Genomic DNA, 17,278 nt, shown 5'->3' with positions numbered 1-17,278 from the left:
GTTTGCGAGATGTTGCGGGCATGACCCGAGTTGTGTTGCTGGAATGGGGGGATTTGTGTGAGCGTAACGGTAGAGGCAGCCCAAGAGCAACGAACGCCAAGTAGCCGCTAGATGCAGTCCGAAAAAGTCGGACTGCCGCACAATGGAGGCCGTGGTCTCCGTCCCTAAGAGGGGGGGACCTTCGGTTCACCCCAAAACCTTATCCTTTCTGTATGGTTATAAATAGGGTACCCCTATGCTTTAGTACTGTAAAGGATTTAAACTTTCTGATATGTTGAAGAAAGACGCCGGGGAGGATGCCCGGCGTCTTTCTATTTTGAACCCTAGTACGTACGTGATCTCCGTTAGCCTTAACCTTGTGCCTCATCCAAGTTCATGTAGTTTATGGCCCACAGATGGCCGTCCAAGTCCACGAAACCCCAATGATACATGGACCCATGATCTTCAGGTTCAGCGTGCAATTTCCCGCCCAAGGAGACCGCGGTATTCACGATTTCATCGACCCTTGCCCGACTCTCGAAGGCCAATGCGATCGTCATCTGCGCATACTTGCTCGTATCGACGGATTCCTTCTCCGTGATCGTATTAAAGATTGCTTGATTGATCAGCATGATCTGCAGGTTGTCGCCGATCACGATGGCTACCGCATTCTCGTTATCGGGGAATTGCGGGTTGAGCTCGAATCCGAGTCCGGTGAAGAACACTTTCGATTGTAATACGTTTTTTACAGGCAGGTTGAAGCTTGTGAATGAGGACATGAATGCCATTTTCAAAACACCTCTTCGTCAAATTAGTTTGTGTTCATTTATGCCTTCATTATATAGATGACAGCCGATCTGGAAATTCATCGGTCTCATGGATTCGGAAGCGAAGAACTCGCCATGGCAAACGAATCGGCTACAGCGGCGTCACATGAAGTTTTCTCATGTAAAACAAAAAAGGCAAACTAGGTTTCCCCAATCTGCTATTCAACGGTGCGATCTGATTTCTATATAATTAGACCCAACTAACTAGAGATGGTAAAGAGCATTCAGCCTTCCGTTCGAGAGCTAAGGTGTTTTCCTTCTTCTTGTCCAGCACGCTGGACTCGACTACGAACAGGCGAAGCGCATGGCCCTCGTGCACGGCTTTCACGGCGATCCAGCGGTACGTGGCACCATTGTTGGACGAGACGAACGACACACCGGATCGTATCACGACGTTTCCGGTGCATAGGCAGACGCCAGTGCCTCATGACGATCTTCAGAGGTGCGGAATGTGTGGTGGAATACTTTCTGTTGCTAGCAATTCCGGTTCTCTTCGCTTCACATGCTCAAGCATGCCGGTTCGTGTATACCATGGGTCGTCGCGTTCCAGCGGAAGCAGCACCTTGGTCCCGGTTGTAGCCGATTTGTAAATAGCCGTGATTAGCTCAATCGTCTTCCGCCCTTCCTCCCCATTGACTAAAGGCTCGCTATCCTCGCGAATGGCGCGGAATAGGTCGGCATAGGAGTATTTATGTTTCGGGGCGGTTGCTTCCTGCATGTCGGAGAGCTGCCACAAACACTCGATAGCCCTATCATCTCTGACTGGAAACCCGCCCGCGTCTTGTTGCACGGCATGGAAATTCAACGGGAACGAGACTTGCTTGGTCGCCCCCGAAAATTCCATCGTATGTTCCTGGCGCACTGTCACGAGGGAGCAGTTCAGCTGCGCCATCGCGCCTCGACTGAACTTAATGACCGCCATGGAGATGTCCTCCACCTCGATATCATGCCCGATTGTGTCCATCTCAGCGCTGACGCTGATAGGCTGGTCGTTCATGAGCCAGAGGAAGAGATCGACCGTATGAATGGAATGGTTCATCGTGACGCCGCCGCACTCGGTGTCGAATTTGCCGCGCCACGGCACGTTGTAATAGTTGGATCCACGCCAATAGTAGCCGTTCATCTGCGCAAAGACGACCGGCTCCATCTCAGGCGACTGCAGCACGCGTCGTATGCGCTGAATATCCGGATCGAAGCGCAACTGGAACACAATGGACAGTTTGCGGCCAGAATCTCGGGCCACTGCAATCATCTCATCGCAATCTTGGAGCGAAGCCGCCATCGGCTTTTCACAGATAACGTGCTTGCCGGCCCGCAGGGCGTCGATGACCGGCACTTTGTGCGCAAATGGCGGCGAGCAGATGGCGACTACGTCGATATCTGGCCGACTCAGAAGCTGCGTATAGTCGGTATACGCTTGGACGTTAGCGCCGATCGATGCGGCGGCGGTATTGGCTTTCTCCGGCACAAGATCGGAGACGGCGCGAATCTCGCATTCGTCCGCGAGCCCGGCGCAGCCCTCGATGTGATGGCGGGAAATGGAGCCGCAGCCGATCAGGCCGATTCCGAACTTTCTCTGGTTTTGTGTCATGTGGCAACAGCCTCCTTGGAGTAGTGGACAATAACTTGCTCATCCGCCTCGATGGTGGCGGCCATGGCGAGTAGTATATCGTCCTGGGTGACGATAACGTCGCAACAGCCGTAAATACGATTTAAGAAGTCTCTGGTAATAGTCACTGGAGGCTGTACGAGGGTAGGTCGCGTGACAGCTTCCCTATTCGTGATTTGCAGCAGCAGCGGTTGATCCGCGGTTATGAACGGGTCGCCTGAGAGCCGAAGCTCGGCGCAGCCTTCAGTTCCATTAATGAAAATACGTCCGTCGCCCCACGTCCAACTTTTGTCCGGCGTATGCCAGTCCGCATACAACTGGGCGACAAGCCCGCCTTCAAGCTCAACTTGTACGCTTGCGGTGTCGTAGAAATCAGGTCGCTCAGGCAAATGATGCTTGCTGATCGAGCCAACGGACGAGACGATCTCGCAGCCAGTCAGCCAGCGCAGCAGGTCGAAATCGTGAATAAGCAGATCCACGACGATGCCGCCGCTCCGCTCCCGTGAGTAGAACCAGTCTGGCCGGATGCCAGGGTTCAGCCTATGCGGCTTTCGCATCCCAATGGATACGATTCGGCCGAGCGTTGCTTCGTCAATCTGCCGCTTCAGCGTGTAGATCGACGGACGGAAACGCTCGGTGAGCAGCATGCCGATCTGAATGCGGCCGCGTGCGGCGACAGCTTGAAGCCGTGTAAGGCCTACGCGGCTTGTGACCGCAGGCTTATCTAACATAATGTGCTTGCCTTGCTTCTCGCACAGCTCGATGATTTCAATCTTGCGATTGTTAATGGCTGCGCAGCCGACGACATCGATCTGCTCACCCAGCAGTTGAGACGGGTCAAAATGTTCGAATATCGGGATGGAAAACTTATCAGATGTCGTACGCGCCAGTTCCAGGTGCTCCGGCTCATAGATACCCACGCATTCGTAATCTAGAGCCAGCATCTCTGCAATGAACGTATGGATGTGTGCATGCTGGCAACCGATAATGGAAAATTGATTTTTGCTGTTCACGGCTTTGCACGTACTCCTTTCCTTCTCCAGCATTTGATGTTCTCATCTGGCTATCCCTGCACCACTCTGATGGGATTTCCATGCAAGAATGCTTTGATCTTAGCTTCATCGACTTCGACGCCAAGGCCTGGCCGGTTCGGCTTTAGGATACGGCCTTCCTTAATGGTATGCGGGACCTTCAAAATGTCGTCCGCTAAAAACTGTGGACCGTTCCAGGCGCAGGGCCGCTCCACGCCGAACGCACAAGCTAGGTGCACGTTCGCCGCTAAACCCAGCCCGGTCTCTGTCAGCCCGCTGCAGACGATCGGCATCGGCCAATGTTCAGCGATTTCGCAAGCGATCCTCGAGTAGAACAACCCTGCGCTGCGAGATACTTTGGCCACGTAGGCTGAGATGAGCCCTTGCTGCGCCCACTCCAACAAGTCGCGTGGCGCTAGTAACGGCTCGTCGGCGCCGAGCGGGATCGACATCACTTGCCGGAGCTCGCGCATCAGCTGCATCTGGTTTGACGGGAGAGGCTGCTCAAGAAGGTCGAGGCCCGCTTCCTCCAGCAAGTGCACAATTCGTCTGATGTCTGCGTATTGGTATCCGCCGTTTGCGTCCCCCCAGAGATAGCTGTCTGGCACCATGCGTCGGACGAGCCGGCACAACTCCACATCATAAGCAGGAGAAATGCCTAGCTTTATGTTGAAATTGCGGTATCCAACCTCAAGACCTTGAAGCAGGATCTGTTCAGCCTCCTGCAGATTGGTAGCGCTGATTGTCCAACTGAGCGTCGCCTCCTGCGTCCGTTCATAACCCCAGAGCTCTCCAATCGTCAACCCCCGCCTCTTTCCGATCAGGTCGTGCATCGCCAGATCGAGCCCGCACTTGGCGATCGGGTGGGCAATGGAATAGTTCGGACCGACGAGACGATTGATATTACGGATCATGCCGTCAATATCAGAGCATGGATGTCCGATCAGCGTAGGTGCATAGTATGCTTCGAGCGTAGTTACAACCGACTCAAGTGTTTCCGATGACCATATATGACTCGGAGATGCCTCGCCCCAGCCTACGATACCGTCTGTGTCCGTCAGCTTAATCAGCACGACTGTTCGCTGCATGCCTGTCCCGCCGACCTTCCCCCGTGCAATTCCGAAGCTAGCCTTGAACGGGATTTTGAGTGGATAGATGTCGATCGAACGGATTTTCATTTATATGGGTTCCTCCTCCACGCCATTGCTTGAGAATGCCTATAGCCATATGCGCGAAGCCCTCGTCGTTCGGATGCAAACGGCCATCTCCATAAAACCGTGACTGGTGCGGTACGAGTTCCAGACCATTTACGACTCTGACGCCAGGATAGCCGCCGCATACGTCTGCGATCGTGCGGCTCAGCTCGGCGAAGGATCCCATTGGCCTAGCCTGCTTCCAATCCTCTCTCCAAATAGGTGTTAGCACGGTAATGTCCGCTTCAGGATAAATTTCGACCAATTCGGCTATATACGCGTCGCACGCTAGACGAAATTCGGCCAGACTTTCATACTTGCCCCAATCGTTAGTACCGTATGCTACAGTGAGTAGGTCAGGCCGGTAGGGAAGGTCGCGGTCGAGGCTGCTCTTATCGAAAATGTGGCCGCCGACGCCGTGATTCAGAAGATTCATCCCAAGCTGCCTAGCCAGCAGCACGGGATAAGTAGCTGAAGGATGCTTCGCATCCATGCCTTGTGTGATGGAATCGCCCAGACACAATAAATTACGGCTCTCCGCGTGAGCGGGGGACGCCGAGGCGCCGTCAGCCAGCCTAAAACTGTGGAGCGATATTTCCGCCAGATGGGGCAAATAAACCGTCACTCTTGCTTCTTCCCTATGCCCGGCGTCGCCCCATTCGCTGCGGAACCGCCCCTCCTTGCTATCAAGGCAATCCGTGCCGATCGAACTCAAAAAACAGCCGTTTACGAAAGTATCGAAATAAAATACGCTGCGTGCCGAATCACCGACGGTGTAATCGAACTCAATGAACTCGGAATCCGTCACAATGTCCAGGGCACAGCCCGAGGAGCAACAGCTTCTTATACGAAGATTTTCGGTACTGGTATAATGGGAAAGCTGCTGGGGTGTAAATCGCACCGGCCGCAGTCCGTTTGCTGTAGCAATGACGTCCGTGCAATTTTTGAACCATGACCTATAATTCATAAACCGACTCCTTTCAAAATCCCCAAATAAAAGGCAATGGATTGGCGAAAACTACGGCCGACTATATGATAAAGTCGTCCGTAGCTTCCGTTAGCCTCACTGCTTCGTTCCGGTCACGATCAGGACAGGATGGGCGGATGCATTCTCCTTGCTATTAAAGTCGACAAGCAACGCATCTGGCGTCGCAAGATGCAACGACAGCTTGCCATCGGCCAGGTGGCTACGGGCCAGTTCCGTCAAATTAATCTGGTAGTACCTTGCCGCCGCACTGGCCGTGAAGGAGGCCTTCGATAATCCAATTGCCGCAGGAGCGTTGCTCCAAGTTAAGGTTGATTCGCTCCAGGTGTCGTTCGTCACCTCATACACCCGCACGAGGGCAGGTGCCGTGGAGACTCCGTACAGCTGTAAAGTGGCATTATCGATCGAGGCATAATCGGACAGATCGAACTTCAGATACGCCTTGCGCTTTACGCTGTCGCTAGTTGCGTAATACAGTCTTATTAGCGTAGACGTGCCGTAGTTGTCGTTCTCGAAAGGTGTCCCGCGGACGTTCGCATCGTCCGTCGGCTCCAACTCTTCTAATCTTGGAGAGGTCATCGATCCACTTACAAAGAGCTTGGGACCGTTGCTTCCAGCTTCTCTGCTCGAGAAGATCTCTAATTTGTCGTCACTTGTAAGTCCATCGAGGACGAGTGTTAGACTCGTCTGCCCTTGTCCGAGCGCATCCTGAACCGCATCGATTACATTAAACTCATATACCCGATTGATCGAATAGATGAGCTGGCTATCAAGCGGGACAACGGAATGTGAAGGCGCGTTGTTCCACGTAATCCCGGCTTCACTCCACCCGCCCGATCCCCCGTTGAAGACCGAGATCGTGGCTGATGTGCCCGAATCGAGTTTGCCGTACAGCCGGACCAGGGCGGTATCAGCCGTTGCCAGACCCGTCAGATCGAACTTCAAGTACGTTTTGCGCTTCAGGTTAGCGTTCGTGGTGCCTTTGACCTGCAGTTGAGCGTTTGACCCGTAATTCACAGCCGCATCTGTGCCGCTCTTAACGAAGGCATCTGCGATAGGGTCCAGAAAAACGGCCCCCCCCTGTACACCCAGCGCGAATGTCGCTTTGATCGCCGCGCCCTTCGCTCCGTTCACATTAACGCTCAACCGGATGGACGGCGAGAGACGTGTAACAGTTATGCGGGGATCGGCAGATAATACGGAGAGCGCATTATGCTCAATATCAAGTTCGATGGTACCCATGTTTTCTTGGGTCGGATCAGAGACGGACACCTCCAGTGTATTTCCGACGATCCGGGTCATAACCGATGCTTTCTTGTTGCTGGTCAGTTTATCGACTGTATAAGATTTGTTCTCCCAGAAGTTGGCGGCCACGATATTCAGATTGGTTTCCTTGACCGCTTGCGCGGAAATCGTATTCTCAATCACCTGAATATCCGGATCGGCCGCATATTGGCCGACCTGTGTCGTTGTCTTGTTTGGGAGCAGCACGTAGGCATAGTTGCCGTTCGTCGGATTGGTTCCATGATCGAATCGAAGGGAGACGTAATTTCTTGTATGGTCGATGTGAATGGCCGGGTCGCCGCTCGCCCAGTATGGGTCGATGTCGCTCCAGGCTCCCGTACGCGCCTCGCGCAAGCCTTTGATCGTTGCCCCACCGGGAAAGAAATAACCGATATCGCTGCCGGATGCGCTGCCGGCCAGATGAGCCCAATTCACGCCGCTCATCGTTTCCGCCCAACCGATGGAAGAGGATTTCAGTGTACTGTTCACCGTTAGCGCATTATTGCCCGAGGTGTTGATCATCCGGTTGTCTACGACTGTCTCGATCGTCCGCGAATCTGTACTGTTGATGCCGGATCCGAGAGCGACAATTTCATCGTCGAACATGAACCAGGATTTATTAGCGGTCAACGTGTTATTCCAGCCTTTCAGCTTCATGCCGGCCACCCCGTACACCCCACCAACCTCTGTCCCTCCCACCCAGCTGTTGGGACTTTTGGTCATTTCTCCGGAGCCTACGGCTCGCGCTTGGCCATAGTCCACCGTAATGCCCGGGAGCCGTTTCGGGTCGACCGTCGGCCAGAATACATCGCTGAACTGATGCAAGTCACCGTTGTACAAGTAGGTCATACCCTCAGCCGTATAGAAACCTGCCCGATTCTCCTCCTGAGGCGGGCCTGAGTATTCGTAGTTGTAGATCCGGTTGGAGTACATGCTGATGCCAAAGCTGAAGTCCGGACGATGGTGCACGACACGGTCCATACTTGGGAAAGGCTTGTTGTAGATCGGCATCTCGACCGGAGATACCCCGGTGGCTGCGACAATCCCCTTGACGAGCGCGATCTGATAGAGCGTTAGCCCCGAGTAAAAATTGTTGAACATCGCCGTTCCAACCCAACGCTTCACGACGCCCTTAAAATACGCGGCATCCATCGGCGGCGAAAAAGTAGAGATTTCCGCTAAGCCGAGAAGGTACGCGCGGCCGGAGTGCAGGTCCTGGCTCGTGATGCGGGAGATCGCCCGACCTCTCACCATATCCATGGTCGCGCCGCGGAAGAATACGGGCTCGAAGGAATCGTAAATCCAATCGTACAAATGATCAGCATCCGGGTCGGTCAACTCCCAATCCGATCCCTTAAGCAGGCTGATATACGAGGGCAGCGAGCGCATCATCACCATGCCGTATGTCCCCGTATACGGCAATGCCACGTGCTGGATGAACGAACCATCCTCGTAGAAGCCGTCCCCGGTCGTCACATAATCGAAAATATCGACAATCCGTTCATTGGCTACGTCGATGATGTCGCCATCCTTCAGCAATATCCCAACCAATGCATGGTTGAGGCACTTGTCCATCAGATTCGCCCCCGTCATATAACCGAGGCGTGGATGGCTTGTGGATCGTTCGGAATCAGCAGGATCGGGCGAAAAGTGCAGGATAACGTTCATATTCGCTTGGACAAGCGCCAGTTGATTGGCCTGCAGCAGATCGTCGTACATCAGAACGGTCAAATCCAGCACCTGCTTCGGCACTCCGATCTCGAATTTGAACCATTGGTTGCCTTGCGATACCGACGTTTTGTACCAGTTGTTAATTAAAAACTGCATGCCGGTCAATACGGAGCTTCGAATATTCGCTTTGGTCGTCGTCGAGAGACCCGACGAGGTTGTCGCATAAGCTTTGGCCATCGCGAGGAGACGTCCGTAGGATGTTTCCGTTGCAACGATGGTTCCGCCCGTCTGATCGGACCACAGATAAGGCTGGGACGAGGTCGGAGTGTGGAAGGAAGTCAAATATTGCTGGGCCAAGCTGTCCTGAGCGGTAATGGCGGCGGCGATGTCTGGATCGGACGGATTGTAGCCGGTTCCCCCGGTTAACCGCATCTTCCACTTGTCCCGGAGCACATCGAAATCGTCTTGTACGGCATATGCATTCGGACTGTACGGCCCGAACGCGAACGTGATCACCATTAAAATACATGCTAGCACACCTGCGATGACGGATCTTGCACGTTTTCCAGAGCTTGCTTTCACGATGAAGCACCTCCCTATGAAATCATACGGTCTCTCCCCGGACCTCTCTCTACACCACTAGTGCATTTGCTTATACCACGCTCTCGCCCTCGCGGTCACTTCTTTCCCTCCCGACTTGTTCCAGAGTTCGACGAATTCGTCGAACTTCTCGATCGGCTCTGCTCCAATTACGATCTTAGTCATAACCTCCTGAAACATCGTGTGCTTGCGAATGTCCGGATAGTTGTCGTAGATCGTAGCCGGGATACCATCGCCAGCAATCGGCTTGCCGTCCTTCTGCGAATCAATGACCATCTGATCCCGCATCTGGAACAGCTTCTTCCGGGATTCATCGACCGAATCCAGCTCCTGGGCGAACCTGGCCTGTACGAGCGGTAGATCGGTAATGATATTGGCCAGAACTCGCGAAGGACGCTTGGCAGCATCAATCGGAATCAGCTGAACCTTGCCGTTTACTACTTTATGATCAATGCCTTCAAGTCCGTTCAGCACGTCGTTCGTGTTGGCGGGGTCATGATAAAACTCCAAAAGCTTCAACGCGGCGATCGTAGTCGCCTCGTTCTTGTTGGCGATGACCCATTCAGGCCGATTGATCCTGGTGTAAGTCACGAAGCCGTTATACCCTTTGACTTTCGGCAACGGTAAGTATACGAGCTCAGCCTTAGGATTCGTCTTCACGATGCTGTCCAATCGTTGATTCGCATTTCTAGGAAGACTGAAGAAGCTGCCGATTTTGTCGGCGTGAATGCGGTTCAGCCACTCTGCACCTGAGTTGAGAAACGTCTCGTTGTCGAGGAGCTTTTCCTTATATAACTGACGGATGAAGAGGATAGCATCCCGCATATTGGGGGTTACCGCGGAGTACGTCAGCTCCCCGTTGTAAATATCCCACTGTGGCAGACCTTCCCAGATGGCGACGCCATACATGCCGAACAGATGATCCATCCAACGCCCGAACTCGCGGCCGCTGACTGGAATCTCGTCATTCGGATCGCCGTTTCCGTTGGCGTCTTCCTTGAGGAATGCCCGCAGCACGTCGACGTATTCCTCTTGTGTCTTGGGGATCGGTTTGCCCACTCGGTCCAGCCAGTCCTTACGGATATGTGCGCCGTACCCGTTATATAGCTCAACGCGAGGAATGTAGTAGATGCCGCCTTTGCCGCTAGGATCAGATGTACGGACGACGTCCCAAATTTCTTTCGGGATGCCATTCCAAATATGCGGTGCGTACTGCGGCAAATATTTACTCAGCTCGACAAGCGCGCCTTGTTTGATCAGCGACGTTTCTACGCCCCCCCAGGGCAAGAACAGATCAGGTAGGTCGCCGGTGGAAATTCTCGTATTTAACCGCTGGGCGTATCCGTTACCGCCATCCCACGCAACATATTTCACCGTATAACCAACACCTGTCTTTTCCGCGATCCACTTCACCCAAGGATCGTCCTTCGTCAGATCGTTCGCCCCGGCGTCCCCGGTGTTGCCCGCCACCTCAACGTAAACTACTTCCTTCGGTTTAACGCTCGGACTGGCCGTGGCTGTCGTTTCGCTTGACGGAGACGACCCGCCTCCGCTGCATGCCGTCAGGACAGTCACTGCCAGCACCAGGGTCATAGACGAAGTCCACCACTTTTTTTTCTGCATTTTCCATTCCCTCTTTTCATTGCGTTATTTATCCAAACCCAGCTTAAGCCGGTGATTCAGATCGTTACTTGATTGAGCCGAGAAAGGCTCCCTTGATGAAATGCTTCTGCAGGAACGGATAAACGGCGAGAATCGGCGTTACCGCAAAAATAATAGCCGCGGCAGACAACGTAGTCTGGCTGTACAATTTCAACTCCTGGAACTGGGACAATCCAACCATATCGGTAAATGTGACATAAGTTCTCAATCTTAGCTGCAGCGGATACAACTCCTGGTCATGGATGAACAATAGGGGATCCCGGAACTGATTCCAGATCATCACCGCCGTGAAAATCCCAATCGTTGCCAACACCGCCTTAGACGTAGGCAGCACGATACGAAACAGCAAGCGGAAATACCCGCAGCCTTCCATTTGTGCCGCTTCTTCCAATTCCTTCGGAAACTGCTTGAAGAACGTGCGAACGATGATTACGTTAAAGCCGGTAAATAGAAACGGGACTATCAATACCCAGTAATTGTTGATTAGTCCGTAGGATTTGATTGCGAGAAAGTACGGGATGATCGGCACGCGAAAGATCATCGTTATCAAGATAAGGAGCATCAATAACTTGGCCGGCTTGAACTCTTTCTTGGACAACGGATAGGCGAACATCGAAGTGAACAGCAAAGCTAATGCCGTCCCGATAACCGCAGCTGATGCCGTAACGAACAGGGAACGCCATAAGGAGCCACGCTTCAAAATTTCCTCCCAGGCGGCGAATGTCGGATCCGTCGGCCAGAATAGCACTTGCCCGCTATCCGCCGCCCATCCGGAACTGAAGCTTGTTGCCAGCACTTTCAGCAGAGGCGCGAGCATCAGGAGTGTCAAGACGCCTAGAGCGATCGCATTCACACCCCCCATCCATTTATCCCCTCTTGATAGTTTGATGGATGCCATTACCATAACCCTCCGTCTTCCTGATATTTCCGTGCCATTTGATTGAAGATCACCACTAGGATTAGGCCTACCACCGATTGGAACAACCCGATGGCGGTCGTGAAGCTGTACTCCCCTTCAAGAATGCCGACCCGATAAACGAATGTATCGATCACATCTCCGACCGGATACGTCATAGGCGTGAGGAAGTTATAGATCTGCTCGAAGCTGAGCTCCAGGAAATTGCCCATGTGCAGCAGCAGCAGAACGACAACCGTAGGCATTATCGAAGGAAGCGTAATGCTCAGCATTTGCCGGAATCTGCCTGCTCCGTCTACCATCGCTGATTCATAGATCTCCGGATTGATTGCACTAATCGCGGCCAGCAGAATAAGCGTTCCCCACCCAGCTTCTCGCCATATTCCACTGAGCACAAGGATCGATCGAAAGTAACCTTCTTCCTGTAAGAACAGGATCGGTTCCATTCCAACCCACCCGCGCAAGCTGTTGAGGAGCCCAGACATGGAGAGGAAATCAAAAGCAAGACCGGCAATGACCACCCAGGAGAAGAAGTGGGGGATGTAATACACGGTTTGCAAAAACCGCTTGTAAAGCAGGAGCCGCACTTCATTGAACATCAGGGCCAGCACGATCGGTGCCGGAAATACGAAAATCAGATTATACAGCCCGATGATGATGGTGTTTTTCATGATTCTCCCGAACTGATAATACTCTACGAAGCTCGTAAAGTGTTTGAATCCGACCCAAGGGCTGTCAAGCACGCCCCGAAAGATCATATAGTCTTGAAAGGCAATCATGGAACCGAACAAAGGAACATACCGGAATAGCAAGAAAAAAGCTATACCCGGGAGTGCCATTACATACAAAGGCCAAACCTTCTTCACATTAGTCAACGACCCCATCCTCCAGCCCATCGTGATTGTAATTGCGCTTGACCTTATTATAGAGACAGCTTCATTCTGTACATAAGGGGACAATATATAGACACAGGGGGGAGAAATATTAGGACTCTCTCAAGTCGCTTGTCAAATGTGATAGGCGTTTCTATAATAGAAAACACATGTATAGCGCTTTCAAGGGAGGGTCTCGATGAACTGGATCACTACTACACGACGCAAGTGGACCGACCTTGCCTTTTCCCTAAAGCTGTTCACCTCTTTTCTGGTCCTTTGTCTTTTGCCAATGCTCATAGTCACGCAAATTTACTATTACTTGTCCAAATCCGATATACATGACAATTCGGCCGACTTCATCCGCCTGTTCACCTATCAACTGCAGACAACACTCAATAACTACATGACGCAGATTGAGAATACATCCCGCAGCATCTTCAGCGATCCTAAGACAATCGATTTCCTCGGAAACGAATCAGCCTTTACCATCATCGAGAAGATCAGCCACAAATTAGTCATCAATCGTATGCTGAGTCAATACTCGGATCAACTCCCTTTTGTGGAAGGTATCATGCTCATTAGCAAAAAAGGCAACATTTATTCGCTAGGCGGTTATCCAAGCTACTATAATGAGTCCGGATTGACCAGTCAGCCCTGGTATCAGCAAATTTTGGGCGGGAACGGCCAACTGGTAATTACGCCCGCGTATCTCCAGAACTCGAATTCCGGTCTTGTCTCCAATGTGTTTACCGCAGGCCGCTTAATCAAAGATCAAGAGGCACAGGGGGTTGGCACTTTATTGTTTCATCTGACCGCAACGGGCCTTATCACACGTAATGAGAATTTAAATACCCTTATCACGCAGTATCATGCCCGGATCGTCATAACGAATAAACAGGGCAAATTCATATATGATTCCGGCCAACCGAGTTCATCCGTGCACCCTGCGGATATTGCCGATAAAAGTGCTGGAGGCGATTCCTTTATCACAATCACTGGAATGCCTGCAGCTGTCGACTTGAACGTCTTGGTCATGGTACCGAAGGATATGCTCTACAACGAGCTCGATAGAATGAAAATCACAACCAGTCTGATCCTGGGCTTCTCTATCTTCATACTTGCGATTTGTTCGTTCGTGTTGAGCTATCATTTCACGAAGCCGATTCACTTGCTAACGAGGAATATTAGGCACGTTGAAGACGGGTATTATCGTCCTATGCCGGATACGGGGCGCCGTGATGAGATTGGCGTGTTGATCCTGAAGTACAATTTAATGATTTCCAAAATCAAACATTTGATCGAAGATGTGTATCAAGCGGAAATTCGACAAAATTCATCCCGACTGCTCGCCCTACAAACCCAAATCAATCCGCATTGGCTGAATAACACGCTAGAATCTATTAGGATGAAAGCGCACACGAGCGGTGCGAAGGAAGTTGCCGTCATGATCAAGACGTTGGGCAAGCTGTTCCATCTGGCCCTCACTCATAATCCTCGGGATAACCGCATTTCTGATGAGCTCCACTATATCGAGTTATATACGCACTTGCAAAACATCCGATACAACGGTTTGTTCTCACTCACTGTCGAATTGGAAGATCGGCTGCGTCACGTTCCGTTGATATCGCTTGTCTTTCAACCAATTATCGAGAACAGCATCGTGCACGGTTTCTGGGATGACACCCAGCCTAATACGATCGTGATCCGCGCTACAGAGCGATCTGACGCCACTGTTATCACTATTATCGATAACGGAGCCGGAATGAACGTTGAGCGTCTGCAAGCCGTCCGTCGTAGTTTGGAGAGCGTACCGTCAACCGACACAGCGGAAGGAAGCTCGATCGGATTGCGGAATGTACACGAACGCCTTCGGCTCCATTATGGAGTTAACTACGGTTTAACCATAGATTCAACAGAGGGCCAAGGAACCATCGTATCCATCTCAATTCCTCCCTTGCCTAATATCTGAATATCGGGGGGTAGTTAAAATACATGACAGATGAGAGATGCAAGGTTCTTATTGTAGACGATGAGAAGAGCATTGCAATGGGGCTTACAAGTCTCATAGACTGGTCCAGTTACGGATGCGAAATCATTGGGCTAGCGCATAACGGCAAGACCGGGTTCGAAACAGCGATGTATTCAATGCCGCATCTTATCGTGACCGATATTCGAATGCCTCTTATGGACGGTCTGGAGATGATCACCAAGCTTCGGGAGAATAAACATCCAGCCAGATTCATCATCTTGAGCGGATTTTCAGAATTCGAATATGCCCGAAGAGCGATGCAACTGGGCATTAACCACTACGTATTAAAGCCCGTTGAGGAAGCAGAGTTAAAGACGAGCGTGGCGGAAATTGCAGGACTCGTTCTGAGCTCCTATCGTGGGCCGGAGGAATCGGTTGCCGAGCTCCCAAAGTCGGCTCCAACAGAATTAATCGATCAGATTAACGCTTACATTGAGAACCATTTTGCAGAATCGATCACGCTGCTCTCCCTCTCCGAGCAGTTCTATCTAAACCCGAACTATTTAAGCCAACTGTTCAAGAAGAAAAATAGGGAAACGTTCAGTCAGTTTCTCACAAGGGTTCGCATGGAGAAAGCGAAGCAAATGCTAACGGTTTCAGATGCGAAAATTCATCAGATCTGCAAAGAAACCGGTTACTCCGACGCCCGATATTTCCGAGAACTGTTCGAGAAGCATACTGGACAAAGCCCAGGTGAATACCGAAGACGAATTCGAAATGCTGAGTAACCGCAGCAGGATCAAACGAACGCCTTCGCTAAAAAAGCCGCTTGCCGGTACTATGTCCGGTAAGCGGCTTTTCGCGCATCGACTGCCTTCAGGCATACGTATCGTGTCCTATCGTTGCATGCAAGACAGGCGCCAATTTTCAGGCAGCTGTCGTTGTAGCACGGTTACTGCTAATATTGTCCGGAGAATTCAATCCGGCAAGGAATGAAGCGATCGCCGACGCTCCCTGGATTACACGCTTGCCATATGATCGTCGATCGCTCCTGTGTCAAGCTGTCGGCGCCTGATAATACTTCGTTCATCGCGACGGTGATTCCTCCGGTGCGTCGCGCGACCTCTGTACCGACAAGCTTCCAGTCGGTTTTCTCAAGAGACTTGGACGATATCAAGTAAGCATGGCCTGCCGTTTCGGCTACTGTCGCTACCGCCGTAGGCTGGCATTCCGAGGTCATCGCTTCGCTAAGCCTCGGCCTTGCGCGGAGTTAATGGCACGGATCGTCATTCGGTAGGATGCAGCATGTACTCCAGACTACCGGCCTGGGGATGGGCATTCGACAGAATCTCGTCCAAGAACCGATCAAATTCGGTATACCCTGGCTTTTCAAACCCGATGCTGCCATAATCTCGTTCTCCGATCACCAGTCGGGTTCGAGCTCCGCCATCCGTCGATTCGAGAAAGCCCTTCGTTCCGAATAGGCGAAGATGATCGTTTCCCCATTTGCCGAACCCGGGCTGATTGAGGTAGTTCGCGATGCCGCAAGCCACCCCGCCGTTCTCCAATTTCATTGTAAGCGTAGCCGCCATACTCAGCCCGCCCCCCGGTACCGGGTTCCCTATTGAGGTCTCGTCCGCCGTCACGTCGACCACTCGCTCCAGCGCAACTTGTTCTATGAAGCGAAGCAAATAAATCCCGACTTGTCCGATCAGCCCGCCATCTACATCGGGGTTCTGTGGCCGGCGGTCGTGATAGGGATACGATTTCTGCGCATAAATCTGTACGATCTCACCGACTTGTCCAGACTGGACGATGTCCCGAATGGCCATGTAAGGCTGGGCAAACTCCAGTGCCGACATCTCCCGAAAATGCCGTCCACTCTGGTACGCTGCCTGAATAATGGCGTCGAGCTCACTCTCCTGCAAGGCGCACGGCTTCTCCGCCAGTACATGCTTGCCGGCAAGCAAACAGAGGACGGCATCCCGAGCCTGATTCCTTCGATAAGGCGAGCACAGCGAGATGACGGACAAACGCGGATCCTCGAGCATGGCCTCCAGCGAATCATAGGCTTTGATGTGGGGATTCTCGAGGGTTCTCGTTTTGTCAAACACGGACTCTAATTCTGCATGCGCCAGCAGCTCGACTCTCGGATGGTTTTGCAGCTGGTCGTGAATTTGATGCCCATTCTTGCCATAAAGACCGATTCCCCACTTTTCCATTTTCATAACGTTATCGCTCCCAATACGACGAGATTTTGACATTATCGACATAGAAAATACCAGGACCATCAGCCGATGTATTGAATTGTAATGTGTCAACCTTGGTTGGTTCGTTTATGCAGGTTATATCCTTCAAGTATAAACGATCATTCAAATATATGTTATACTGACCAGTTGGCGCGATATGCGGATTGTCTCACACCTCTTCCGGAGCCATTCACCCGCCAACTAAAGCTTGGGGTCGAGGTTCCAATTCCTATTAGATTGGTTAGAGATTCACATTTCAAATGAGTTGGCGCGTTGGATAACAGGGTCATGTTACCTCCTCCGAATTGCTCAAATAAAGTTGTGTTAATAAGGCCAAGTACGATTAAGCGGACGCTCCATACGAATAAGGCGTTGGACGAGCAGCGCGCGATGCTCTGATAGTACATCGGCATACTCGCTCATCCCTG

Annotated in this window: 15 protein-coding genes; 2 read left to right on the top strand and 13 right to left on the bottom strand. The window is 51.9% G+C overall.

The genetic code is table 11. The features are described from left to right. Positions 1-350: 350 nt before the first annotated feature. The 10 genes from PKO02S_RS27900 to PKO02S_RS27855 all read right to left on the bottom strand — a co-directional run bounded on the left by PKO02S_RS27900 (position 351) and on the right by PKO02S_RS27855 (position 12,641). Complete coding sequence (locus PKO02S_RS27900) at positions 351-767, bottom strand: VOC family protein (RefSeq protein ID WP_127588314.1); 417 nt, start codon at positions 765-767, stop codon at positions 351-353. Between the two features lie 229 nt (positions 768-996). Beyond that, positions 997-1,197, bottom strand: a complete 201-nt coding sequence (locus PKO02S_RS27895; protein ID WP_127588313.1) for a hypothetical protein — start codon at positions 1,195-1,197, stop codon at positions 997-999. 45 nt (positions 1,198-1,242) lie between these two features. Beyond that, positions 1,243-2,397 carry a Gfo/Idh/MocA family protein gene (locus PKO02S_RS27890; protein ID WP_127588312.1) on the bottom strand — a complete coding sequence of 385 codons (1,155 nt, stop codon included), beginning with the start codon at positions 2,395-2,397 and terminating at the stop codon, positions 1,243-1,245. Then, entirely contained in the window at positions 2,394-3,428 is a 1,035-nt protein-coding gene (locus PKO02S_RS27885; RefSeq protein ID WP_246067480.1) for a Gfo/Idh/MocA family protein, read from the bottom strand. Before PKO02S_RS27885 ends, PKO02S_RS27890 begins: the two co-directional genes overlap by 4 nt. Positions 3,429-3,478: 50 nt before the next feature. Next, positions 3,479-4,624: a mandelate racemase/muconate lactonizing enzyme family protein gene (locus tag PKO02S_RS27880; RefSeq protein ID WP_127588310.1), complete on the bottom strand. Its 1,146-nt coding sequence runs from the start codon at positions 4,622-4,624 to the stop codon at positions 3,479-3,481. Then, positions 4,572-5,447 carry an SGNH/GDSL hydrolase family protein gene (locus PKO02S_RS27875; protein WP_164821736.1) on the bottom strand — a complete coding sequence of 292 codons (876 nt, stop codon included), beginning with the start codon at positions 5,445-5,447 and terminating at the stop codon, positions 4,572-4,574. The genes PKO02S_RS27880 and PKO02S_RS27875 overlap by 53 nt, the downstream gene beginning before the upstream one ends. Before the next feature lie 255 nt (positions 5,448-5,702). Continuing rightward, on the bottom strand, positions 5,703-9,161 hold the full coding sequence (locus tag PKO02S_RS27870; protein ID WP_127588308.1) for a polysaccharide lyase family 8 super-sandwich domain-containing protein: 3,459 nt from the start codon (positions 9,159-9,161) through the stop codon (positions 5,703-5,705). A 57-nt stretch (positions 9,162-9,218) separates the two neighbouring features. After that, positions 9,219-10,802, bottom strand: coding sequence for an extracellular solute-binding protein (locus tag PKO02S_RS27865; protein WP_127588307.1), 1,584 nt, complete (start codon positions 10,800-10,802; stop codon positions 9,219-9,221). Positions 10,803-10,866: 64 nt separating this feature from the next. Next, positions 10,867-11,739 (bottom strand): carbohydrate ABC transporter permease, encoded by an 873-nt coding sequence (locus PKO02S_RS27860; protein ID WP_218033965.1) that lies wholly within the window; start codon positions 11,737-11,739, stop codon positions 10,867-10,869. Continuing rightward, complete coding sequence (locus tag PKO02S_RS27855; protein ID WP_127588306.1) at positions 11,739-12,641, bottom strand: ABC transporter permease; 903 nt, start codon at positions 12,639-12,641, stop codon at positions 11,739-11,741. Before PKO02S_RS27855 ends, PKO02S_RS27860 begins: the two co-directional genes overlap by 1 nt. Before the next feature lie 187 nt (positions 12,642-12,828). Between PKO02S_RS27855 and PKO02S_RS27850 the strand changes: the two genes are divergently transcribed. Continuing rightward, entirely contained in the window at positions 12,829-14,601 is a 1,773-nt protein-coding gene (locus PKO02S_RS27850; protein WP_127588305.1) for a cache domain-containing sensor histidine kinase, read from the top strand. A gap of 23 nt (positions 14,602-14,624) precedes the next feature. Continuing rightward, the gene (locus PKO02S_RS27845) at positions 14,625-15,389 is read left to right on the top strand and encodes a response regulator transcription factor (protein ID WP_127588304.1); all 765 of its coding nucleotides are present in this window, start codon (positions 14,625-14,627) and stop codon (positions 15,387-15,389) included. Between the two features lie 170 nt (positions 15,390-15,559). Here PKO02S_RS27845 and PKO02S_RS27840 read toward each other — a convergent pair whose 3' ends face one another. The 3 genes from PKO02S_RS27840 to PKO02S_RS34110 all read right to left on the bottom strand — a co-directional run bounded on the left by PKO02S_RS27840 (position 15,560) and on the right by PKO02S_RS34110 (position 17,140). Next, complete coding sequence (locus PKO02S_RS27840; protein WP_127588303.1) at positions 15,560-15,841, bottom strand: hypothetical protein; 282 nt, start codon at positions 15,839-15,841, stop codon at positions 15,560-15,562. A 46-nt stretch (positions 15,842-15,887) separates the two neighbouring features. Continuing rightward, entirely contained in the window at positions 15,888-16,829 is a 942-nt protein-coding gene (locus tag PKO02S_RS27835; protein WP_164821735.1) for a Gfo/Idh/MocA family protein, read from the bottom strand. Positions 16,830-16,984: 155 nt separating this feature from the next. Then, positions 16,985-17,140 (bottom strand): glycoside hydrolase family 78 protein, encoded by a 156-nt coding sequence (locus PKO02S_RS34110; RefSeq protein WP_444980886.1) that lies wholly within the window; start codon positions 17,138-17,140, stop codon positions 16,985-16,987. Positions 17,141-17,278 lie beyond the last annotated feature (138 nt).

The organism is Paenibacillus koleovorans NBRC 103111, assembly GCF_004000845.1.
GTDB lineage: Bacteria > Bacillota > Bacilli > Paenibacillales > NBRC-103111 > Paenibacillus_AA > Paenibacillus_AA koleovorans.
The sequence above is the reverse complement of the archived record's forward strand: the minus strand, read 5'-3'. Positions and strand labels throughout refer to the sequence as shown.